Source organism: Polaribacter sp. 11A2H (assembly GCF_011379025.1).
Classification (GTDB): domain Bacteria; phylum Bacteroidota; class Bacteroidia; order Flavobacteriales; family Flavobacteriaceae; genus Polaribacter.
The window spans coordinates 62,303-86,161 of record NZ_WTLD01000004.1 but is presented as its reverse complement, the minus strand read 5'-3'; the positions used below and the strand labels follow the sequence as shown (position 1 = coordinate 86,161).

The 23,859-nt window shown below is 32.1% G+C and carries 15 protein-coding genes; 2 read left to right on the top strand and 13 right to left on the bottom strand.

The annotated features are described in order from the left end of the window. Positions 1–173: 173 nt before the first annotated feature. The 5 genes from GQS58_RS06440 to rimP form a co-directional block, all read right to left on the bottom strand. Entirely contained in the window at positions 174–3,533 is a 3,360-nt protein-coding gene (locus GQS58_RS06440) for a leucine--tRNA ligase (protein ID WP_166384064.1), read from the bottom strand. Between the two features lie 131 nt (positions 3,534–3,664). Next, positions 3,665–4,198, bottom strand: coding sequence for a DUF2911 domain-containing protein (locus tag GQS58_RS06435; protein WP_166384062.1), 534 nt, complete (start codon positions 4,196–4,198; stop codon positions 3,665–3,667). A gap of 189 nt (positions 4,199–4,387) precedes the next feature. Further along, on the bottom strand, positions 4,388–7,276 hold the full coding sequence (infB, locus tag GQS58_RS06430; protein ID WP_166384060.1) for a translation initiation factor IF-2: 2,889 nt from the start codon (positions 7,274–7,276) through the stop codon (positions 4,388–4,390). A 60-nt stretch (positions 7,277–7,336) separates the two neighbouring features. Further along, complete coding sequence (gene nusA, locus GQS58_RS06425; protein WP_166384058.1) at positions 7,337–8,593, bottom strand: transcription termination factor NusA; 1,257 nt, start codon at positions 8,591–8,593, stop codon at positions 7,337–7,339. Between the two features lie 12 nt (positions 8,594–8,605). Next, positions 8,606–9,067 carry a ribosome assembly cofactor RimP gene (gene rimP / locus GQS58_RS06420; protein WP_166384056.1) on the bottom strand — a complete coding sequence of 154 codons (462 nt, stop codon included), beginning with the start codon at positions 9,065–9,067 and terminating at the stop codon, positions 8,606–8,608. 175 nt (positions 9,068–9,242) lie between these two features. Here rimP and GQS58_RS06415 point away from each other — a divergent pair, with 175 nt between their 5' ends. Beyond that, entirely contained in the window at positions 9,243–10,070 is an 828-nt protein-coding gene (locus GQS58_RS06415) for a universal stress protein (RefSeq protein ID WP_166384054.1), read from the top strand. A 133-nt stretch (positions 10,071–10,203) separates the two neighbouring features. Here GQS58_RS06415 and GQS58_RS06410 read toward each other — a convergent pair whose 3' ends face one another. The 8 genes from GQS58_RS06410 to GQS58_RS06375 form a co-directional block, all read right to left on the bottom strand. After that, positions 10,204–11,796, bottom strand: coding sequence for an NADP-dependent glyceraldehyde-3-phosphate dehydrogenase (locus GQS58_RS06410; protein WP_166384052.1), 1,593 nt, complete (start codon positions 11,794–11,796; stop codon positions 10,204–10,206). Positions 11,797–11,963: 167 nt separating this feature from the next. Beyond that, on the bottom strand, positions 11,964–13,226 hold the full coding sequence (gene ilvA / locus GQS58_RS06405; protein WP_166384050.1) for a threonine ammonia-lyase IlvA: 1,263 nt from the start codon (positions 13,224–13,226) through the stop codon (positions 11,964–11,966). Positions 13,227–13,367: 141 nt separating this feature from the next. Continuing rightward, on the bottom strand, positions 13,368–14,843 hold the full coding sequence (gene ilvC / locus GQS58_RS06400) for a ketol-acid reductoisomerase (protein ID WP_166384048.1): 1,476 nt from the start codon (positions 14,841–14,843) through the stop codon (positions 13,368–13,370). A gap of 109 nt (positions 14,844–14,952) precedes the next feature. Then, on the bottom strand, positions 14,953–15,483 hold the full coding sequence (gene ilvN / locus GQS58_RS06395; RefSeq protein ID WP_165734284.1) for an acetolactate synthase small subunit: 531 nt from the start codon (positions 15,481–15,483) through the stop codon (positions 14,953–14,955). 86 nt (positions 15,484–15,569) lie between these two features. Then, positions 15,570–17,303: a biosynthetic-type acetolactate synthase large subunit gene (gene ilvB, locus GQS58_RS06390; protein WP_166384046.1), complete on the bottom strand. Its 1,734-nt coding sequence runs from the start codon at positions 17,301–17,303 to the stop codon at positions 15,570–15,572. A 90-nt stretch (positions 17,304–17,393) separates the two neighbouring features. Then, entirely contained in the window at positions 17,394–19,070 is a 1,677-nt protein-coding gene (ilvD, locus tag GQS58_RS06385; protein ID WP_166384044.1) for a dihydroxy-acid dehydratase, read from the bottom strand. Positions 19,071–19,526: 456 nt separating this feature from the next. After that, complete coding sequence (gene leuB / locus GQS58_RS06380; protein WP_166384042.1) at positions 19,527–20,648, bottom strand: 3-isopropylmalate dehydrogenase; 1,122 nt, start codon at positions 20,646–20,648, stop codon at positions 19,527–19,529. A gap of 103 nt (positions 20,649–20,751) precedes the next feature. Then, the gene (locus tag GQS58_RS06375; RefSeq protein ID WP_166384040.1) at positions 20,752–21,927 is read right to left on the bottom strand and encodes a 2-isopropylmalate synthase; all 1,176 of its coding nucleotides are present in this window, start codon (positions 21,925–21,927) and stop codon (positions 20,752–20,754) included. A gap of 131 nt (positions 21,928–22,058) precedes the next feature. Here GQS58_RS06375 and GQS58_RS06370 point away from each other — a divergent pair, with 131 nt between their 5' ends. Beyond that, positions 22,059–23,618: a hypothetical protein gene (locus tag GQS58_RS06370; protein WP_166384038.1), complete on the top strand. Its 1,560-nt coding sequence runs from the start codon at positions 22,059–22,061 to the stop codon at positions 23,616–23,618. The last annotated feature ends 241 nt before the right edge of the window (positions 23,619–23,859 follow it).

Here is a 23,859-nt window from a genome sequence, read left to right as displayed (position 1 = left end):
GCGTTGACAAGATAGGTAAATAAAAAAAGTCATTACAAATATTTGTAATGACTTTTTATTTTTTTTGAGATTTTTCAGTCGCCTAAAAAGGCTCATTTGATAATGACAACTTATATTTTGTACTTAGTTTCGTAAAAAACTACAAACAAGCGAATATTAAAAAGGCTGCGCCTTTAGATAACTATATTTATAATTTTACCAGGAACAATAATCACTTTTTTAGGAGCTTTACCTTCTAACTGTGCTATTGTTTTTTCATTTTCCATTACTATTTTTTCTATTTCTTCTTTCGATAAATCTAAAGGAAGTTCTAACGTAAAACGCATTTTTCCATTAAAAGAAATAGGATAATTTTTAGCACTTTCTACTAAATGACTTGCTTCAAAAACAGGGAAATCTACAGTAGAAATAGATTCACTATTTCCTAATAAGCTCCATAACTCTTCTGCAATGTGTGGTGCATAAGGAGAAACCAAAATTGCTAAAGGTTCTAAAATTGTACGCTTGTTACATTTTAAAGCAGTTAATTCATTTACAGCAATCATAAAGGTAGAAACAGAAGTGTTGAAAGAGAAATTCTCTATATCATCTTCTACCTTCTTAATGGTTTTATGTAATGTTTTAAGCTCGTCTTTTGTTGGTGCTGCATCAGAAACCTCAAACACTTCTTCGTTAAAGTATAGTTTCCATAATTTCTTTAAGAAAGATGAAACTCCAGAAATACCAGAAGTTTTCCAAGGCTTTGCTTGTTCTAAAGGTCCTAAAAACATTTCGAATAAACGTAAACTATCTGCTCCATATTCTTCGCAAATAGCATCTGGGTTTACCACATTGTATTTAGACTTAGACATTTTTTCTACTTCACGACCTACTTTATATGCTCCGTTTTCTAAAACAAATTCGGCATTCTTATAATCAGCATTTAAAGCATGATTCTTAAATCCATCCACATCTAACTCATCAGAAGCATTTACTAAAGAAACATCTGCATGTAAAGCCGTTTTAGTAATCATTACTAAATCTGCAAAATTAGGGTCTAAGAATTTATTATCTAATAAGTAATTTATAACAACCGTTTCAAATTCGTCATCAGAAGTAAATGTATTTTTAGACACAAATACGGTTGGGATTTTCTCTAAAACATCATCCATAGATTTCTCATCAGAACATCCACAACCATTCTTTACAAAAGCAGTTGCTTTGTAAACAAATGCAGAAGTTCCTAAAATCATTCCTTGGTTAATCAGTTTTTTGGCAAACTCATCTACAGGTACAATTCCTTTATCGAATAAGAATTTTTGCCAAAAACGAGCATATAATAAATGTCCGGTTGCATGCTCAGATCCACCAATATATAAATCTACTTCTTTCCAATATTCTAAACTTTCCTTGCTGGCAAACTCGTTAGAATTTGTAGCATCCATATACCTGTTAAAGTACCAAGAACTACCCGCCCAACCTGGCATTGTGTTTAACTCTAAAGGATAAACAGTCTTATTTTTTAACTTATCGTTAGAAACAACTTTCTTTCCACGAGAATCCCAAGCCCATTCTGTTGCGTTTCCTAAAGGTGGTTTTCCATCTTCGGTTGGCAAGTATTTTTCTACTTCTGGCAATACGATTGGCAGGTGTTCTGCATCAATCATTTGTGGCATTCCGTCTTTATAATAAACTGGGAAAGGTTCTCCCCAATAACGTTGTCTGCTAAAAACAGCATCACGCAAACGGTAGTTTATTTTTCCGTAACCGAAGCCACGTTTCTCCATTTCAAAAATGGCTAATTTTAATGCTTTCTTATATTTTAATCCTGATAAAAAATCAGAATTTGCAATCTTTGTTCCATCTTTTCCGGTATGTGCTTCTTCAGAAATATCTACACCTTCAAAAATATTAGGAATCGGAATTCCAAAGTGTTTTGCAAAATCATAATCACGCTGATCTCCACAAGGCACAGCCATAACTGCTCCTGTTCCGTAGTTTGCTAACACGTAATCTCCAATCCAAATTTGAACCTTTTCACCAGAAAAAGGGTGAATTGCATACGCACCAGTAAAAGCACCAGAAATGGTTTTTACATCTGCCATTCTATCACGTTCAGAACGTTTTGCTGTAGCTGTAATATAAGCTTCTACATCTGCTTTTTGAGCATCTGTTGTAATTTTTGAAACCAACTCGTGTTCTGGAGCCAATGTCATAAAACTTACTCCGTAAATAGTATCTGGTCTTGTAGTAAAAACATCAATCTTATAAGATTTCTCATCTTTTACAACTACTTCTGCTTCTACTAATTTTTCAATCTTTTTTGGAAATTGAATTGCAGTATTAATTGCTGCAACTACTTTAAGAACGTTTTCAATTACTTCTTCGTTTTTAAAACGAACAACATTAAAACTTTCATTATTAAAAAAGGCTGTTCTTGCTGCTTCATCTTCTTTACCAGAAAACTCTACAATTAGGTTTTTAGCTAAACATACATAATCTACCAAAAAAGTACCTATTGTATATTTTTTTCTGAATTTTGCTGCTCCTTTTTTATTCTTTAATTCGTCCCAAAGAACGGTTTCTGCTTTCGATAAATTCTGACGTAATTCTTTTAATGCTTCTAATTCTTTGTAAGATAATTTTACTTCCGAAGAAGTATTCTTAACACCGTTATCAACATTAAAAGTAACCATTGCTCCTTGAGATCTTCCAATCCAATTGGTTTGAGAGTCTTTTAAAGGTTGTGGCCAATCTATTTTTTCTAATCCGTCTAAAAGACGTTGTGCATATGCAGAAATTCTCATAGACCATTGTGTCATCTTTTTACGAACAACAGGATGGCTTCCTCTTTCTGATACTCCGTTTACAATTTCGTCATTTGCCAAAACGGTTCCTAAAGCAGGACACCAGTTTACTTCTGTATCTGACAAAAATGTTAAACGATATTGTAATAAGATTTCTTCTTGTTCTTTCTTTGAAAAGGCTTTCCATTCATCCGAAGAAAAAGATTGAATTTCTTCATCACAAACTGCGTTTACAGTTGTATTTCCATCTTTTTTAAAGATTTTTTCCAATTCAGAAATATCTTCTGCTTTATCCGAATCTTTATTGTACCAAGAATTAAACAATTGAATAAAAATCCACTGTGTCCACTTATAATATTCCGGACTAGAAGTTCTTACTTCTCTGCTCCAATCAAAAGAAAAACCAATAGTATCTAATTGTCTTCTGTAAGTTGCTACGTTTTCTTCTGTAGTTTTCGCTGGATGCTGACCTGTTTGTATTGCGTATTGTTCTGCTGGTAAACCAAAAGAATCATATCCTTGCGGATGCAATACATTAAACCCTTTATGACGTTTGTAGCGTGCATAAATATCACTGGCAATATATCCTAAAGGATGTCCAACATGTAAACCTGCTCCGGATGGATAAGGAAACATATCTAAAACATAATATTTAGGTTTTTCCGATTCATTACTGGCTTTAAAAGTTTGGTTTTCTGCCCAAAATTTTTGCCATTTCTTTTCTATATCTAAGTGATTATATTGCATTTGATTCTTTTATTAAAGTGCACAAATTTACGTTTATTCTTTGTAAGCAAGAAATTGATTTCTTTAAATTAAATGACATAAAAAAACTGCCTAAATTTCTTTAGACAGTTTTATATATTTCTTAAATAAAATTATTTAATAGAAACAGAAACTAACGTATTAGCCCATCCCATTTTTAAAGTCATATCGTCTGCAAACATCATAGAAAACGCTTCTATATTTTTGTCTGATGTAGAAACCGTACCTGGTACTCTAACAACATCTTGGTCTTCTTTATAAAAATAAGATCCCCAAACATTTTTTGCTGTACTTAAAATTACAACCCAATCTCCTTCGGTTTTAGGAATTGTAAATAAAGTATAAGTTCCTGCTTTTACATCCTTACCACCAAAAACAACATCTTTGTAGAAAGTAATTTCTGCAGCTTCATTTGCACCTGTTCTCCAAACTTTATCAACAGGAGCTAATTTACTTAATTCTCTTCCATTTAACTGTGGTCTTCCGTAAGTTACTTTTACAACTTTGTCTGAAATTTTGTAACTACTTGGGTATGCAGCACCATCCATTGGGCTTTTATCTAAACCTTTAAAGTCTTGTGCATTTGTTCCTGTTGAACTCATTAATGTAATAGCAAAAATTGCAATTGATAAAATAGATTTTTTCATGGTTTGTTATATTTATTTATAATATTAGTATTCAAGTCTTCTTAAAAGTAAAAACCTTACAAAGGTTTGTTATTATTTTAAGAGTACAATTTAAAACAAGTCTTTTATGTATGCTAAAAAATAGACATAAAAAAAAATCGAGATTTCAGCATGCTGAAATCTCGACCTAATATATAAGTTTTGAAATTATTATTTCAATTTCTTCTTAACTGCTACTTCTTTGTAAGCTTCAATTACATCTCCTTCTATAATATCATTATAGTTTTTAATTTGAACCCCACAATCGAATCCTTTAGTAACTTCTCTAACATCATCTTTAAAACGTTTTAACGCTGTTAAAGTTCCGTCGTGCACTACAATTCCGTCTCTAATAATTCTAATTTGAGAATCTCTTTGGATTTTACCAGACATTACCATACAACCTGCAATGTTACCAACTTTAGAGATTTTATAGATTTCTCTAATTTCTACATTACCCGTAACTTCTTCTTTCATTTCTGGAGATAACATTCCTTCCATGGCGTCTTTTAAGTCATTGATAGCTGCATAAATAATAGAGTATGTTCTAATATCTACTTCTTCTCTATCGGCTACTGCTCTTGCATTTCCTTGCGGACGTACATTAAACCCAACAATAATTGCATCTGAAGCTGTTGCTAATAACACATCACTTTCTGTAATGGCTCCAACACCTTTATGTAAAATATTTACTTGAATTTCTTCTGTTGATAGTTTCTGGAAAGAATCTGTTAAAGCTTCTACAGAACCATCTACATCTCCTTTTAAGATAATGTTTAATTCTTTAAAGTCTCCTAACGCAATTCTACGTCCAATTTCATCTAACGTTAATGTTTTCTGAGTTCTTACAGATTGCTCACGTTGTAATTGAGAACGTTTAGAGGCAATTTGTTTTGCTTCTCTTTCATCATCAAAAACTACAAACTTGTCTCCAGCTTGTGGCGCTCCGTCTAAACCTAAAATAGATACTGGTGTTGATGGACCTGCAACTTTTAAATTAGTTCCTTTATCATCAAACATTGCTCTTACTTTACCACTGTGTTTACCTGCTAACAAGTAATCTCCAATTTTTAAAGTTCCTGCTTGTACTAATACAGTAGAAACATATCCTCTACCTTTATCTAACAATGCTTCCACTACTGCACCAACTGCATTTTTATTAGGATTTGCTTTCAATTCTAAAATTTCAGCTTCTAATAAAACTTTCTCTAATAATTCTGGAACACCTGTTCCATGTTTTGCTGAAATATCTTGAGACTGTATGTTACCACCCCATTCTTCTATCAACAAATTCATTTGAGATAATTGCGTTTTTACATTATCTGGATTTGCATTTGGTTTATCAATCTTATTGATTGCAAATATAATAGGCACTCCTGCTGCTTGTGCATGAGAAATTGCTTCTTTTGTTTGCGGCATCACATCATCATCTGCTGCAACTACAATAATAACTAAATCTGTTACCTGAGCTCCACGTGCACGCATTGCTGTAAACGCCTCGTGACCTGGTGTATCTAAGAATGCTATTTTTTGATCTCCAACTTTTACAGAGTACGCACCAATATGCTGTGTAATCCCTCCGCTTTCGCCATCAATAACATTTGCTTTTCTAATATAATCTAATAAAGATGTTTTACCATGATCTACGTGACCCATTACCGTAATAATTGGTGCACGATTTTCTAAATCTTCTGGTTTATCAATTACTTCTTCTATAGACTCTTCTACTTCTGCACCAACAAATTCTACTTTGTGGTTAAATTCTTCAGCAACAATAACTAATGTTTCTGCATCTAAACGCTGATTCATTGTTACCATCATACCTAAAGACATACATGCAGAAATAATGTTTGTAACAGGTACTTCCATCATCGTTGCAACTTCACTTACAGTAACAAATTCTGTTACCTTTAAGATTTTGTTGTCTAATGCTTGAGCTTCTAACTCAGCATCAGAATGCTCTCTATGGGCGTCCCTTTTATTTCTACGGTATTTTGCTCCTTTTCCTCTAGAAGATTTTCCTTGCAGTTTCTCAAGTGTTTCTCTTACTTGTTTTTGAATTTCTGCTTCAGTTGGTTCTTCTTTTTTAACTGCTGCTGGTCTAGCGGCACCTCTACCACCTCTATTAAATGGAGGTCTACTTCCACCTGCTCTATTTCCTTGACCTGGTCTACTTGGTCTTGCCGTAGCAGAACCTGGCGCACCAGCTTTAGTTACAATACGCTTACGTTTCTTTTTGTCTGCGTTTGCATCTTTTTTAGGTTCAGGTTTCTTTTTCTTAGGTCTTTCAAATTGTTTTAAATCAATTTTCTTCCCTGTAAAATTAGGACCATCTAGCTTTTTATATTGCGTTTTGATAGCTTCTGCATTTTCTGCAGTAACCTCTTCTGCTTTTTCTTCTGATTTTGAAGCGTCTTTTTTCCCTTTTGGTTTATCACCAACTTTAGAAACTTCTTTTTCAATTTCAGAAACAGCTTTTTTAACCTCTGGTATAACAACCTTTGGTTTTTCTTCAACTGGTTTTTCAACAACCGGAGTTTCTGCTACCTTAGAAGCTTCTGCTTTAGTCTCTACAACTGGAGCTTCTGCTACTACTTTAGGTTCATCAACTTTAGGTTCTTCTGTTTTAGTTTTAGGTTCTGCAACAACCTCTACAGGTTCTTCTTTTACCTTTTCAACTTTGTCAGCAGGTTTTTTACCAATATTATCAATATCGATTTTACCAACAGTTTTAAACTCTAATTTATCTGCTTTGGCTCTTAAAACCTCTTCCTTCTTAACCTCTTCCGCTCTTTTCTTCTCTAATTTAGCTTCATGCTCTAAACGAATAGCTTCTTTCTCTTTTCGTTTTTCTTCACCAACTTCTTTAGATGCTGCTTTCTTATTAGCATCTTTTTCAAAGCCATCAAGTAAAACTTGATAGACGTCACCCGTAATTTTAGTGGTTGGCCTCGATTCTATTTCGTGACCCTTTCCCGCTAAATATTCGACTGCTCTATCAAGAGAAATGTTTAATTCTCTTAAAACTTTATTAAGCCTCATTGTTTTGCCTACAGACATATATTCTTTTTAACTTTATACTTGTAAAAATATGCTTTTTACGTTACTTCTTTACTATACTTAGTCCTCAAATTCCTCTTTCAAGATTTTTTGAACATCCGTAATTGTTTCTTCTTCTAAATCGGTTCTTTTCACCAACTCTTCTACACTAGTTTCTAATACGCTTCTAGCAGTATCTAAACCAATCTTTTTGAATTCAGCAATAACCCAATCTTCAATTTCGTCTCCAAACTCTGTTAACTCTACGTCTTCTTCTTCTAGACCTTCTCTCTTAACGTCTATTTCGTAACCTGTTAACTCACTTGCTAAACGAATATTTACACCACCTCTACCAATTGCTTTAGAAACTTCTTCTGGTTTTAATAAAACGCTTACACGTCCTTTTTTACCATTTCTTTCTTCTTCAAACATTTCTATTTCCATTGAAGTCACTTTTGCAGGACTTAATGCTCTTGAAATAAATAACTGCTCGTTTTTGGTATAGTTAATAACATCTATATTCTCATTCCCTAACTCACGTACAATTCCATGAATTCTTGAACCTTTAACACCAACACAAGCTCCAACAGGGTCTATTCTATCATCATAAGAATCTACCGCTACTTTTGCTTTTTCTCCTGGTATTCTTGCAACTCCTTCAACAGTAATTAAACCATCAAAAACTTCTGGAATTTCTTGCTCAAATAATTTATTTAAGAAAACTGGCGATGTTCTAGATAAGATAATCGCTGGTTTGTTTCCTCTTAATTCTACCGTTTTAATAATTCCTTTTACAGAATCTCCTTTTCTAAAAAAGTCTGAACGGATTTGCTCACTTTTTGGTAATACAATTTCGTTTCCTTCATCATCCAACAAAATAATTGCATTGTGACGAATGTGATGTACTTCGGCTGTATATAATTCTCCTTCTAAATCTTTAAATTGTTTAAAGATATTTGTACTATCGTGTTCGTAAATTTTAGAAATTAAGTTCTGACGTAATGCTAAGATAGCTCTTCTACCTAAATCTATCAACTTAACTTCTTCAGATACATCTTCACCAATTTCAAAATCTGGCTCAATTAATCTTGCTTCCGCTAATTCAATTTCTTCATTATCATCCTCAGAAAAACCATCTGCAACAACAACTCTATTTCTCCAAATTTCTAAATCTCCTTTATCTGGGTTAATAATTATATCAAAATTATCATCCGAACCAAACTTACGTTTTAGGGCAGCTCTAAAAACCTCTTCTAAAATAGACATTAATGTTACTCTGTCTATACTCTTGTTATCTTTAAATTCTGAAAACGAATCAATTAATGCTATATTCTCCATTACATTTTTTGCTTAAAATACAATCTTCACTTTTGCTTCTATAATATCCTTATAGGCTAAAGTTGCTGTTTTTGTTACAGTAACCTTCCCTTTACCTATTGGCTTTGGCTCTCTTGCTTTCCAATTTAAAACAATCTTATCTTCATCTGCTTCTACCAAAGTTCCTTCAAATTCTTGTTCAGAAGTTTTTACTTTAAGTATTCTATTGATGTTTTTAATATATTGCCTTTTCACTTTTAATGGATGCGATATGTCTGGTGTAGAAACCTCTAGAGAAAAATCTTCTTCTTCTCTATCAAAATTATTATCTACACTTTTACTAATTCTAATGCATTCACTTAAAGGAACACCATTATCTCCATCTACTGTAACCTGAATTTTGTTGTTTTCTGAAATAGATAAATCTATCAAATATAACGACTCATTCTCGGCCAGTGCTTCCTCTACTAAATTTCTTACTTTGGTTTGGTCCATTTTAAATCCTAAAATAAAATATAAAAAGAGGGGACTCTTTAGTCCCCTTCCTTCTCCATTTATTGTAAATTTCGGTGCAAATATACTAAATGTTTGGGATTTACCAAACTAAGTTTAAGTCAATTATTTTTTGTAACTTTATATACAATCATATTAACCTCTAATTTGCTGTATTATGAAAAAAATTTTAGTCGCAATAGATTTTTCAAAAACTTCTGAATACGCCTCAAAAATGGCAGCAAGAATTGCAGTAAAAACAAATGCCACAGTTTACCTTATTCACCTTATAGAACTACCTAAAGGAGTTATAGATATGGGATCTGGAAGTAAATTTAGCATTCCAGAAAGCATGTTGTATTTAAGAAAAGTTAGAGAAAAAGTACTAGCCTTTAAAGAAAACTTTTTTAATAAAGAAACACAAGTTAAATACTTTATAAAATTAAACAATCCTTTTGAAGGAATACAAAAATATGCTGATAAAATTGATGCAGACTTAATAATAATGGGCTCTAAAGGTCATTCTCAACTAGAAGAAATGCTTATTGGCTCTAATACTGAAAAAGTAGTACGAAACTCCAAAAGACCCGTAATTGTTGTAAAAAAGGATAGTAGAAAGTTTAATTTAAAAAATTTAGTTTTTGCTTCTAATTTTAAAGAAGAGAACAAAGAAGTATTTGGTAAATTTATAGAATTTGCTAAAATTTTTAATAGCAACATTCATTTATTAAAAATAAATACTCCTGCTAATTTTCAGTCAACTTCAGAAACAAAACAAAAAATAAAGGACTTTATAACTGATTACAGCTTACCAAAACACAAAATAAACATCTATAATGATGTTTCTGTAGAAAAAGGTATCTTAAATTTCGCCAAAGATATTAATGTAGACTTAATAGCCTTAAGTACACACGGCAGAAGCGGTTTGGCACATTTATTTACAGGTAGTGTTATAAAAAATTTAACCAAAAACGCTTTAAAACCTATGTTAACTATAAAGGTTTAAATAAATGACTACTAGAATTTAAAACCAAAACTACCTCTTATTTTAAAGCATTTAGAAAGATATTACTTATTATAAAATAAAAAAACCTCCAAAATTGGAGGTTTTTTTTATTTAATGTAACTTCTATCTTCTCTTACAAAAGATAATCTGTACTTATAAAATTAGATGCTTTTTTATCTAATAACTCTTCTAAAATAGCATTGTTGTAATCTGTATCTTTAGAAGCTAAAAATGTTCTAATAGAAAAAGAACGCAAAGCATCATGCACACTTAAAGTTGCCACTGCAGAATCTTTTCTTCCCGTAAACGGATACACATCTGGACCTCTTTGCGCAGCACTGTTTAAGTTAACTCTACACACTAAATTTACCAAAGTATCAATTAATGGCGCCAAAGTTTTTACATCACTTCCAAAAACACTCACTTGTTGTCCGTAATTAGATTCTGCCATATCATCTAAAGGTTCTTGAATATTTTTAAAAGAAACAATAGGTGTTACTGGACCGAATTGCTCTTCTTGAAAAACTCTCATATCTTTAGTAACCGGATATAAAACTGCCGGAAAAATATAATTTTCAGAAGTTTTTCCTCCTTTTTTATTAATCACTTTTGCACCTTTAGAAGTAGCATCGTCAATTAATTCTTGAATATATGCTGGTTTTTCTGGTTCTGGTAAAGGTGTTAACTTTACACCGTCTTCCCATGGGTTTCCAAACTTTAATGCATCAACTCTTTTTGCAAATCGTTTGTTAAATTTATCTACAATATGTTCATGAACATATAAAATCTTTAGCGCAGTACAACGTTGTCCGTTAAAAGAAGTTGCTCCAGAAAGACATTCATCTATTGCCAAGTCTAAATCTGCATCTGGCAAAACTATTCCCGGATTTTTAGCTTCTAAACCTAATACTAGACGTAATCTGTTTTTAAAAGGGTGGTTTGCTTGAATTGCATTCGCAGATTTACTGTTACCTATTAAAGCCAACACATCTACTTTACCCGTTTTCATAATAGGTGTTGCTAAAACACGACCTCTACCATAAATAACATTTACCACACCTTCTGGAAAACTATTTTGAAAAGCTTCTAACAACGGAGATAATAATAAAACCCCATGTTTAGCTGGTTTAAAAACCGCTGTATTTCCCATAATTAAAGCAGGAATCAACAACGCAAATGTTTCATTTAAAGGGTAATTATAAGGGCCCAAACATAAAACTACACCTAAAGGACCACGTCTAATATGCGCGTGTACTCCACTACTTTTTTCAAACTTAGCAGAATCTCTATCCATTTGCTTATAGTCTTCAATAGTATCGTAGATATATTCTATCGTTCTATCAAATTCTTTTTCAGAATCTGGTAATGCTTTTCCAATTTCCCACATTAACAACTTTACAACCTCATCTCGTTTGGTTTTCATTTGCTCTGCAAATTCCTCCATACACTCAATTCTGTCTGCAACTCTCATTGTTGGCCATAAACCCTGACCTTTATCATAAGCTCTATAAGCAGAATTTAAGGCCTCTAAACCTTCTTCTCCTGTTAAGTTAGGAACAGTACCTAACAACGTTGGTTTGTAGTCTTTAGTTGATGAAATTGTAGAATATACTTCTGTTGTTTCACCTTCCCATTCTTTTAACTCACCACTAACTAAATATGTTTTTTGGTGTAACAGTGATGTTATTTTATATGCTTCTGGAATTTCTTTAAATTGTTTCTTCATAAATTAATTTTATAAATTATATAAAAAATAATAATTCAAAAATAAATAGACTATTATTTATACTTCAAAATTAACTAAAAATAACTGTAAAACACCTCATTTAGACTTTAAAACACGAAATGGTTTTCGAGGTTCTATTTTTGCTTTTTATTAAATTCTTAATATAATTACACCAAAAATTGAAATAAATCTGGCTTATCATTTAGGTAGTCGCCAAAGAAATTGTTTTCTTTCATTCTTTGAATTAAAGGAGCCAAATCTCTAGAAGATTTTAATTCTAAGCCAACAACAGCAGATCCATTTGTTCTGTTATTCTTTTTGGTATATTCAAAATGAGTAATATCATCATTAGGTCCTAAAATTTCTGCTACAAATTCTTTTAACGCTCCTGCTCTTTGCGGAAACTTTACAATAAAATAATGTTTTAGGTTTGCATACAACAAGGCTCGTTCTTTAATTTCTGCAGTTCTTGTAATGTCATTATTACCACCACTAACCACACAAACAACGTTTTTTCCTTTTATTTTATCAGCAAAAAAATCTAAAGCAGCAATACTTAAAGCACCTGCTGGCTCTACTACAATGGCATCTTTATTATACAAATCTAAAATAGTCTGACAAATTTTACCCTCTGGAACCGTAATTACTTCTGATAAGTTTTGCTGGCAAATTGCAAAATTTAAATCACCTACTTTTTTTACTGCTGCACCATCTACAAAAGAATCGATGGTTTCTAATAACGTATTTTCTTTATTTTTAAGAGATGTTAGCATAGAAGATGCACCTGCTGGCTCCACACCAATTACTTTTGTTTCTGGCGATAAGTATTTAAAAACAGAAGACAATCCTGCAGACAATCCTCCACCTCCAATAGGCACAAAAACATAATCTATTTTCTCTTTAGTTTGGTTTAAAATTTCTAAACCAACAGTAGCCTGACCTTCAATAACCTTTTCATCATTAAAAGGATGGATAAACGTTTTATTTTTAGAGTCACATTCTATTTTTGCAGCATCAGAAGCATCATCAAAAGTATCTCCTTCAATTACGATTTCAATAAAATCTTCACCAAACATTTTTACTTGGTTAATTTTTTGATTTGGCGTTGGAGATGGCATAAAGATAGTTCCCTTAATCTGCAATAATTTACAAGACAAAGCGACTCCTTGTGCATGATTACCAGCGCTTGCACAAACAATTCCTCGCTGTTTTTCATCTAAAGTTAAAGAAGACATCTTATTATATGCTCCTCTAATCTTATAAGAACGTACCACCTGCAAGTCTTCTCTTTTAAAAAGAATGGTTGCTGCTAGCTCTTTTGATAAATTAAAGTTTTTACTAAGCGGCGTCTCAAAAGCGACACCTTTTAAGTTTTCTAAAGCCTCTTTTACACTTTCTAAACTTGGATAATAAATTTGGTTTGTTTGCATCGATCAAATGTAAAAATAAAACCTGTCAGATTATGAAATCTAACAGGTTTTTTTAACTCAATTTTTGGGGGACATTATAATTTATAGAAACCTAAATTACACCTCTTTTGAGGATTTATTTCAATATAAAAACGGACTATATTAAACCGTTTTTATAACTTTCATAGCTGTCATAGAAGCTCTTAATTTTGCTCCTACTACTTCTACTGGATGATTTCTAATAATAGCGTTAATTCTAATTAACTCTTGGTTATCAACTCCGTTTTCTGAGCTAAAAGATTTACCAATAATATCAGTTTTTACATCTTTCATAAAATCTGTTAATAAAGGCTTACAAGCATGGTCAAATAAATAACAACCATATTCTGCCGTATCAGAAATTACACGGTTCATTTCTGCCAATTTCATTCTTGCAATTGTATTTGCAATTAATGGCGTTTCATGTAAAGATTCATAATATGCAGAAGCAGCTATAATTCCTGAATCTGTCATTGCTTCGAAAGATAATTCTACACCAGCTCTTACAAAAGCAACTAATAATGTTCCGTGATCAAAATATTCTTGTTCAGAAATTTCATCAGTTGTAATTACTTGTTTTTCAAAAGCAGTTTCTCCTGTTGCAGCTCTCCAAGTTAATAAGTTTTTATCATCATTAGCCCAGTCTTCCATCATTGTTTTAGAGAAATGACCTGTCATAATATCATCCATATGTTTTTGAAACAACGGACGCATAATATCTTTTAATTCTTCAGATAATCTAAAAGCTTCTACTTTTGCAGGGTTAGACAATCTGTCCATCATATTAGTAATCCCACCATGCTTTAAAGCTTCTGTTACAGTTTCCCAACCATATTGAATTAATTTACCTGCATAACCTGGCTCAATTCCTTCTTCAACCATTTTATCAAAAGATAAAATTGCTCCTGTTTGTAACAAACCACATAAAATAGTTTGTTCTCCCATTAAATCTGACTTTACCTCAGCAACAAAAGAAGATTGTAAAACACCTGCTTTATGTCCTCCTGTTCCTACAGCATATGCTTTTGCCTCTGCCCAACCTTTTCCTTCTGGGTCATTTTCTGGGTGAACCGCAATTAATGTTGGTACTCCAAATCCTCTTTTATATTCTTCTCTAACCTCAGATCCTGGAGACTTTGGCGCCACCATAATTACAGTTAAATCTTCACGAACTTTCATACCTTCCTCTACGATATTAAAACCATGAGAGTAAGATAATGTAGCTCCTTTTTTCATTAAAGGCATTACTGCATTTACAACACTAGTATGTTGTTTATCTGGTGTTAAATTAATTACCACATCTGCAGTTGGTAACATTTCTTCATACGTACCAACTTCAAAATTATTTGAAGATGCATTAATATAAGATTGTCTCTTTTGTTCTATTGCAGCTCCTCTTAAAGTATAAGAAATATCTAAACCAGATTCTCTCATATTTAAACCTTGGTTTAAACCTTGTGCTCCACAACCTACAATAACAATTTTCTTCCCTTTCAATGCTTCTACTCCGTCTTCAAATTCTGAAGCGTCCATAAAACGACATTTTCCTAATTGTTCTAATTGTTCTCTTAATGTTAATGTGTTAAAATAATTTGACATTTTTATTGTTTTTGTTTGTTGATTAGAATTAAGATTTTAGAATATAGACACCATATTAACTTTACGTAAGCACCTACAATCTAACTCCTTGCTTCTTTACTCTTTTTATTTAGTTGTTGTATGTTTCTAGTAATGCTGATATTTTCATTTCTTCTTTAGTAATAGCAACACGTCCTGAACGTGTATATTGCATAATACCAAAAACGCTTAATTGATCGTATAATGCTACTATTTCTTCTTTTTTTCCTGATTTTTCCAATACAAAAAATTCTGTATTTACAGTAACAATTCTTGCGTGGCTCTTTTTAATGATATTCTGAATTTGAGGTTCTTCAAATAACAATTCAGATTTAATTTTAAACAATCCAGAAATCTGATAAATTGTTTCATCATCATTATGATAATACGCTTTAATAACCTCTACTTGCTTCTCTATCTGACCGATAATTTTCTTAATATTTTCCTCTGTCATACTTACAACAATGGTAAATTTAGAAACACCCGGTATTTCTGATGGAGACGTATTTAAACTCTCTATATTTATGTGTCTTCTTTGGAAAATTGCCGAAATTCTATTCAACAATCCAATATTATTTTCAGTATAAATAGATACTGTGTAAAATTGTTTTTCTGTACTCATAATAATAAATTTGAATGTCTGGTCGAGCGCAGTCGAGACCTAAATAATACCTCTCGACTGCGCTCGAGGAGACAACTTATATAATTCTACTCTAACCTTATATCTGAAACACTTGCTCCTGTAGGAATCATAGGAAAAACATTTCCTTCTTTTTCTACACATACTTCTAAAAAGTAAGCCTCTTTACTAGCCATCATTTCTGCAACAGCACCCGCTAATTCTTCACGTTTGGTTACTTTCTTCGCTTTTATATAATACCCTTCTGCTATAGCTACAAAATTTGGATTCACCATTTCTGTAGATGCATAACGTTTGTCGAAAAATAACTGTTGCCATTGACGTACCATTCCTAAGAAATCGTTATTTAAAACAACTATTTTTACCGCAGCTTTTTGCTGAAAAATAGTTCCTAATTCCTGAATTGTCATTTGGTAACCTCCATCACCAGAAATAGAAACAACTTCTCTATCTGGAGCGGCCATTTTAGCGCCAATTGCTGCTGGTAAACCAAAGCCCATAGTACCTAAACCACCAGAAGTAATGTTACTTTTGGTTTTATTGAATTCTGCATATCTACAAGCAATCATTTGGTGTTGACCAACATCACTTACAATTGCAGCATTTCCTTTACTCTGAATGTTTATTTCTTTTAAAACCTCACCCATTGTAATCCCTTCTTTTGTAGGGTACAAATCGCCTTTTATTACTTTTTCATACTCAATAGCGTATAAATCTGCAAATTCCTTACGCCATTCTGGATGCTTATTTTCATTTAACATTGGTAACAACAATTCTAAGCTTGCTTTTGCATCACCTAAAACCGCTACATCTGTTTTTACGTTTTTATCTACCTCTGCAGGATCAATTTCAAAGTGAATTACTTTGGCTTGTTTTGCATACGTGTTTAAACTTCCCGTAACACGGTCATCGAAACGCATACCAATTGCAATTAAAACATCACATTGGTTTGTTAAAACGTTTGGTGCATAATTACCATGCATACCAACCATACCAACATTTAATGGATGTGAAGTAGGAATTGCAGAAGCACCTAAGATTGTCCAGGCAGATGGAATACCTGCTTTTTCAATTACGGATTTAAACGCTTCTTCTGCTTCACTTAAAATTACTCCTTGCCCCCAAACTACTAATGGCTTTTTTGCAGCATTAATTAATTTTGCAGCAGCCTCAATTGATGAAACATCTATTTTTGGTAACGGAAAATAACTTCTAACTTTTGTACATTTTTCATAAGAAAAATCAAACATTTCTTGTTGTGCATCTTTAGTAATATCTACTAAAACAGGTCCTGGTCTTCCGCTTTTTGCAATGTAAAAAGCTTTTGCGATTGCCTCAGGAATTTGAGATGCTTTGGTTACTTGACAGTTCCATTTTGTAACTGGTGTAGAAATACCAACAATATCGGTTTCTTGAAACGCATCACTTCCTAATAAATGAGAAAATACCTGACCCGTAATACACACCATTGGTGTAGAGTCTATTTGTGCATCTGCAATACCAGTTATTAAATTGGTTGCCCCAGGGCCAGAAGTTGCAATACACACACCTACTTTACCAGAAATTCTTGCAAATCCCTGTGCAGAATGCGTTGCACCTTGTTCATGACGTGTTAAAACGTGATGAATTTTATCTTGATACTTATATAATTCGTCATAAACTGGCATAATTGCTCCACCAGGATATCCATAAATTATTTTAGTATCTTCTGCTATTAAGCACCTAACGATTGCTTCGCTACCAGAAATTCTTTCTGTAACTTTTGCTGTGTTTTGTTTGTTTTGTATGGTTTGCGTTTCCATAGTTTTATGTTTTAAATACCTACAAGGTTTTAAAAACCTTGCAGGATATCTTGTCTCTTTTTAAATCTTGTTTCTTGATTCTATTTCTAATTACAAATCAGTAACACATCCTTTAGATGCTGACGCTACTGATTTAGCATATTTATATAAAATTCCTTTAGTGTGCTTTAATGCTGGTGCAACCCATTTAGATTTTCTTTTTGCAATTTCTTCATCAGAAATTAACACATTTATAGAATTATCTTCTGCACTAATTCTAATTTTATCTCCCGTTTCTAAAATTCCGATTGTACCTCCAGATTGTGCTTCTGGTGTAATATGTCCAACCACAAAACCATGGGTTCCTCCAGAAAAACGACCATCTGTAATTAAGGCTACAGATTTTCCTAAACCTGCTCCCATAATTAACGAAGTTGGTTTTAACATTTCTGGCATTCCGGGTCCTCCTTTAGGTCCAACATATCTAATAACAACTACATCTCCTCTTTCTACTTCTCCGTTAGCAATACCTGTATTTGCTGCTTGTTCACCATCATAAACAACTGCTTTTCCTTCAAAAAGTAATCCTTCATTTCCAGAAATTTTTGCAACAGCTCCTTCAGTTGCAAGGTTTCCATATATTATTTGAATATTTCCTGATGATTTTAATGCTTTATCTGTTGGATGAATTACATCTTGCTCATCAAATTCCATTGCTGCTACACTTTCTAAGTTTTCTGCTAATGTTTTACCAGTAACCGTCATACAATCTCCATGTAAATACCCTTTATCTAATAAGTATTTCATTATTGCCGGTGTTCCTCCAATACTATGAACATCTTCCATTAGGTATTTACCAGATGGTTTTAAATCTGCTATTAACGGAGTTCTGTCTGATACTTTTTGAAAATCTGCCAATGTAAACTCAATATCTGCTGCATGTGCAATTGCTAAAAAGTGTAATACTGCATTTGTAGAGCCACCTAAAGCATTTACAATTGCGATAGCATTTTCTAAAGATTTTTTAGTAATTATATCTAAAGGTTTTAAATCTAATTCTAATAAATTTTTAATTGCCAAAGCGGTTCTTTCTGCTTCAGATAATTTATTAGGGTTTTCTGCTGGTATTGATGAGTTATAAGGTAATGAGAACCCCATACATTCTATTGCAGAAGCCATAGTGTTTGCAGTATACATACCTCCACATGCCCCGGCTCCTGGAATTGCTCTTTTTATAATTTCTCTATATTCTTCTTCTTCTATTTCGCCAGCCATTTTTTGACCTAAAGCTTCAAAAGCAGAAACAACATTTAATTTTCTTCCTTTATAATTTCCAGATGCAATTGTACCACCATACATCATTATTGATGGACGGTTTAAACGCAACATTGCAATTACGGCTCCTGGCATGTTTTTATCACAACCAACAACAGAAACCAATGCATCATAACTTTGAGCATTCATTACAGTTTCTATAGAATCTGCAATAATATCTCTAGATGCTAATGAGTAATTCATACCAGAGGTTCCCATAGAGATACCATCTGAAACACCTATTGTATTGAATCCTAAACCGACTAAACCTGCAATTTTGCTTTCAATCTTGACTTCTGCCGCCAAATTATTTAAATGCATATTACATGGGTTACCATCATAACCAGTGCTCGCAATACCAACTTGCGCTTTCTGCATGTCTTCATCCGTTAAACCTACCGCATACAACATTGCTTGTGATGCTGGTTGAGATTCGTCTTGTGTTAATCTGCTACTGTGTTTATTTAGTTTCATTTAATGTTTTCTTCAATTTGTTGTCTAAATTACTATGTTTCTCTGTTTTTATTGAATAAAATTCAATAACTTACTTTAAATTCACGTGTTAAAAAAACACCCTAATTAACTGAATTTAAGTTAATTAAGTCTACTTAATTATGATACTCAATCTTTAAAATAAAATCATAAAAAAACCTTCCATTTTAATGGAAGGTTCGTTTATAAAAAATATAAATATCACTTCCCTATCAATTCGTAATAATTACGATGACGTTGATAATTGAAATACTATTTAATAATTGTTTTTTCATTGGTGTAAATATTGCGATTTATATTTAAATACACAACTAATATTTTTTTTATTGATAGCCACTTGCAAACAAGTCTAGCCCAGATTGAATGGTCTGTTTGAGCTCTTTTTTGTTTTTCACAAAAAAAGCGAGTAATGAAAGCTGGAAATAGCTTCTAAAAAACTTAAATAATTGTGCTTTGTCCCATATGAATATTTTTAAAATTCATATTACTATCTTCTTGGTTTGCAATATAATCTGCTATAAAATCGCCCACTTTTGCTGTGGAAGCCGAATATTGGTTTTTACCTTTTAGATCTTGGGTTGTAATACCTAAATCTAACGATTTTTCTACAGCTCTCTGTATTGCGTCTGCCTCATCATGCAAGCCTAAATGCTCTAGCATTAATGCTGCTGATAAAATAGATGCTAAAGGATTGGCAATATCTTTACCTGCTGCTTGCGGGTATGAACCGTGAATTGGCTCAAATAATGCGGTTTTTTCACCTACCGAACTTGATGCCAAGATACCGATTGAACCACCGATTACACAGGCTACATCTGAGATAACGTCTCCAAAAAGGTTTTCTGTTAAAATAACATCGAAACGTTTTGGATTTAATACAATTTGCATTGCTGCATTGTCTATAAACATAAAATCTAAAGCAACATCTGGATATTGTTCTCCTATTTTTGCAACTGTTTTTCTCCACAAACGAGAAGTTGCTAAAACATTTGCCTTATCTATTAAGGTTATTTTTTTCTTTCTGTCTTGGGCTGCTTTAAAGGCTAAATGTGTAATTCTAGAAATTTGATCTACTGTATAAGAACAAACATCTGATGCTTCTTTACCATCTTCACTTAGCTCTTTTTTGCCAAAATAAATGCCGGCAGAAAGTTCTCTATAAATAAGGATATCTGTACCTGAAATAATCTCTTTTTTAAGAGGTGAATTTTTGAGTAATTTAGGATATGCTTTTACAGGTCTTACATTACAGAACAATTCTAATTCTTGTCTTAAACGCAATAAACCTTGTTCCGGTCTTATTTTTAAGGTTGGGTCATTATCGTACTTTAATTCTCCAATAGCTCCACATAAAATTGCATCTGCATTTTTACAGATCTCTATGGTTTCTTGCGGTAATGGATTACCCGTTTTTTCAATTGCACAAGCGCCCATTTGAGCTTCTTTATATAAAAATATATGGTCGTAAACTTCTGCTACCGCATCTAAAGCTTTTTTTGCTTGTGTGGTTACTTCTGGTCCAATACCATCTCCGGGGATTATTGCAATTGTGTATTTCATTCTCTACTTATAATCTAAAATTATTCTGTTTATCAAAGGTAGTTGATTATTTTAAAATAGTGGTCTTAAAATTCACAACTACCCTCGAAGACAAAGTTTATTTTTAAGCTGTTGCTACTTTAGAGATTTTACCTACCTCTGTCATAATAGCATGAATATCATCATCTTTTACTTCTTTTTGCTTATCTGCAGTACTTAAAAAAGCATCATAAGCAACATCTAACTGAACTTTTGTTAGTTCATAACCAATCTTTTTGGCTCTGTATGCCAACGCTGCTCTACCACTTCTTGCTGTTAATACAATAGCACTTTCTGTTACACCAACATCTTCTGGATCCATAATTTCGTATGTTTCTCTGTTTTTTATAACTCCGTCTTGGTGTATTCCAGAACTATGTGCAAAAGCATTTGCGCCAACAATTGCTTTATTAGGTTGTACCGGCATTCCCATACTTTCTCTAACCATTATACTGGTATCATACAATAGTTTTGTATTGATACTTGTTTCTAGGTTTAAATATGGATGCTGCTTTAACACCATTACTACTTCTTCTAAAGCTGTATTTCCTGCTCTTTCTCCAATACCATTAATAGTACACTCTATTTGACGAGCACCATTAATTACACCTGCAATAGAATTTGCAGTTGCCATACCTAAATCGTTATGACAGTGGCATGAAAGAATTACGTTTTCTATTCCTTTTACGTTTTCACGTAAGTATTTAATTTTTGCACCATATTCTTCTGGCAAACAATACCCCGTTGTATCTGGAATATTTAAAACTGTTGCTCCTGCTTTAATAACAGCTTCACATACTCTTGCCAAATATTCATTGTCTGTTCTACCTGCATCTTCTGCGTAAAACTCTACATCTTCTACAAAAGACTTTGAATAAGAAACTGCTTTTACAGCACGTTCTATTACTTTTTCTCTTGTTGAATTAAATTTGAATTTTATATGAGAATCACTGGTACCTATACCTGTATGAATTCTTGGATATTTTGCATATTTTAATGCCTCTGCTGCAACCTTAATATCATTTTCTACAGCTCTGGTTAAACCACAAACTGTTGCATTTTTTATAATTTTTGAAATCTCAGTTACTGAAATAAAATCTCCTGGGCTAGAAACCGGAAAACCAGCTTCAATTACATTTACACCCAACAAATCTAATCTTTCAGCAATTACTAATTTCTGAGCTGTATCTAACTTACAGCCAGGAACTTGTTCTCCGTCTCTTAATGTCGTGTCAAAAATTTGAACCTTGTTATCTTGCATAATTTCTGTAAAGATTATCTTATTTAAACTCAAATGTATATATTGAACTTAAAATAAATAGTTATTTTTACAGTTCCGTACGATTTCTAATATCATTTACAAAAACTTAAAAACCTAATAATAAGAGCTTTATGAGTAAAAGTGTTACATCAGCCAATCAACAAAATGATGCTCTTTTTGTTTTAATTAAGTCTTTAACTAAGTCAGAAAAGAGACAATTTAATTTATATGTAGGTAGATTAGGTGGAAACATCGATGCTAAGTTTTTTTCTTTATTTAAGTTTTTAGAAAAACTGAAGGTATATGATGAAAAAGTTATCATTGGCAGCGGAATTGTTTCTAAGCAACAACTCTCTAACTTAAAGGCGCATTTATATAAACAGATATTAATTAGTTTGCGTTTAAACCCTGCCCATAAAAATGTGCGAATTCAAATTAGAGAACAATTAGATTTTGCAACTGTTTTATATCAAAAGGGATTGTACAAACAGAGTTTAAAACTTTTAGAAAAAGCCAAAAACATGGCTTTAGATAATGATGAGAAAAATATTGCTTATGAAATTGTAGAACTAGAAAAAGTAATAGAAACACAATACATTACAAGAAGTTTAAGCAACAGAGCAAACCAACTGTCTATACAGGCAAAAGAATTAAGCCAAGACAATGTAATTGCTAGCAAACTTTCTAATTTATCATTACAATTATACAGTCATTTAATACAAAATGGCTACGTAAAAAATGAAGAAGAACTAAAGTTTGTTGATAAATATTTTAGTGATCGAATGCCAAAGTACGATTATCAAAAGTTAGGTTTTCGTGAAAAATTATGGTTATACAAAGCACATCTTTGGCATAGTTTTTTGGTGCAAGATTTTTTATTAAGCTATAAATATGCTAAAAAATGTGTTGATTTATTTGACAGCCCAAAACTGATTAATACACACCCAGTTTTCTATTTAAAATCTAAAAACTACTTACTTGAAGCTTCTTTTTTAGTGAAAAAAGTTTCTACTTTTAAAAGAGAATTAACTCTTTTTGAATCTGAAATAGATCAAAAAGAAATACCAATGAATACCAATACAGAACTATTAATTTTCTTGTATTTCTATTCTAATAAATTACACCTTCACTTTTTAGAAGGTTCTTTTGAAAAAGGAGAATATCTTGTTGACATTATTAATAATAAAATTGAAAAGTATAAAAATAGACTAGACAGTCATTTTATTGTCTTACTCTACTACAAAATTGCCTGTTTGTATTTTGGAATGGGTAAAAACAAATTGTGTATTATTTATTTACAAAAAATAATTCGCTCTAAAAACATAGGTTCTGCAGAAGATTTACAATGTTTTGCACGTATTTTAAACTTAATTGCACATTATGAATGTGGGTTAGATTACGATTTAGAAAGACAGTTTGTAGATACCTATAAGTTCTTACTAAAAATGGAAAACCTACAAGAAGTTCAGAAAGTTTTTCTAACTTCTATTAGAGATTTAAGTGATGTTTTTCCGCATGAAATAAGGAGTGAGTTTAAGAAAATTCATGCCAAATTAAAAACGTTCGAAAATCATCCGTATGAAAAAAGAGCTTTCTTATATTTAGACATCTTATCTTGGTTAGAGAGCAAAATTCAAAATAAACCGATTGCTTTAATTATTAAAGAAAAAATAAAACCAATTAGTAAATAATATTAAAATTACATTAGAAATAGCTTATTTTTAATAATACTGCATAAATCATTAAATTTCAGGAAATAATCTCTATCAAAAGGGATAATATTAAATAATACTCCTATTTTTGCTTTGTGAGTTTATCTAATACACATATTAATTCTTCTAAAACTACCATCGTAGTTTATACTTCTATGCGCACAATTACACGCACAAATACAACAATTACCCTTTAGGGGTTCTACTATATTCATATCAC

Excerpts from the sequence above, each read along its gene's own strand:
- GQS58_RS06440 (WP_166384064.1), bottom strand. The coding sequence starts at position 3,533 with ATGCAATATAATCACTTAGATATAGAAAAGAAATGGCAAAAATTTTGG.
- GQS58_RS06435 (WP_166384062.1), bottom strand. The coding sequence starts at position 4,198 with ATGAAAAAATCTATTTTATCAATTGCAATTTTTGCTATTACATTAATG.
- infB (WP_166384060.1), bottom strand. The coding sequence starts at position 7,276 with ATGTCTGTAGGCAAAACAATGAGGCTTAATAAAGTTTTAAGAGAATTA.
- nusA (WP_166384058.1), bottom strand. The coding sequence starts at position 8,593 with ATGGAGAATATAGCATTAATTGATTCGTTTTCAGAATTTAAAGATAAC.
- rimP (WP_166384056.1), bottom strand. The coding sequence starts at position 9,067 with ATGGACCAAACCAAAGTAAGAAATTTAGTAGAGGAAGCACTGGCCGAG.
- GQS58_RS06415 (WP_166384054.1), top strand. The coding sequence starts at position 9,243 with ATGAAAAAAATTTTAGTCGCAATAGATTTTTCAAAAACTTCTGAATAC.
- GQS58_RS06410 (WP_166384052.1), bottom strand. The coding sequence starts at position 11,796 with ATGAAGAAACAATTTAAAGAAATTCCAGAAGCATATAAAATAACATCA.
- ilvA (WP_166384050.1), bottom strand. The coding sequence starts at position 13,226 with ATGCAAACAAACCAAATTTATTATCCAAGTTTAGAAAGTGTAAAAGAG.
- ilvC (WP_166384048.1), bottom strand. The coding sequence starts at position 14,843 with ATGTCAAATTATTTTAACACATTAACATTAAGAGAACAATTAGAACAA.
- ilvN (WP_165734284.1), bottom strand. The coding sequence starts at position 15,483 with ATGAGTACAGAAAAACAATTTTACACAGTATCTATTTATACTGAAAAT.
- ilvB (WP_166384046.1), bottom strand. The coding sequence starts at position 17,303 with ATGGAAACGCAAACCATACAAAACAAACAAAACACAGCAAAAGTTACA.
- ilvD (WP_166384044.1), bottom strand. The coding sequence starts at position 19,070 with ATGAAACTAAATAAACACAGTAGCAGATTAACACAAGACGAATCTCAA.
- leuB (WP_166384042.1), bottom strand. The coding sequence starts at position 20,648 with ATGAAATACACAATTGCAATAATCCCCGGAGATGGTATTGGACCAGAA.
- GQS58_RS06375 (WP_166384040.1), bottom strand. The coding sequence starts at position 21,927 with ATGCAAGATAACAAGGTTCAAATTTTTGACACGACATTAAGAGACGGA.
- GQS58_RS06370 (WP_166384038.1), top strand. The coding sequence starts at position 22,059 with ATGAGTAAAAGTGTTACATCAGCCAATCAACAAAATGATGCTCTTTTT.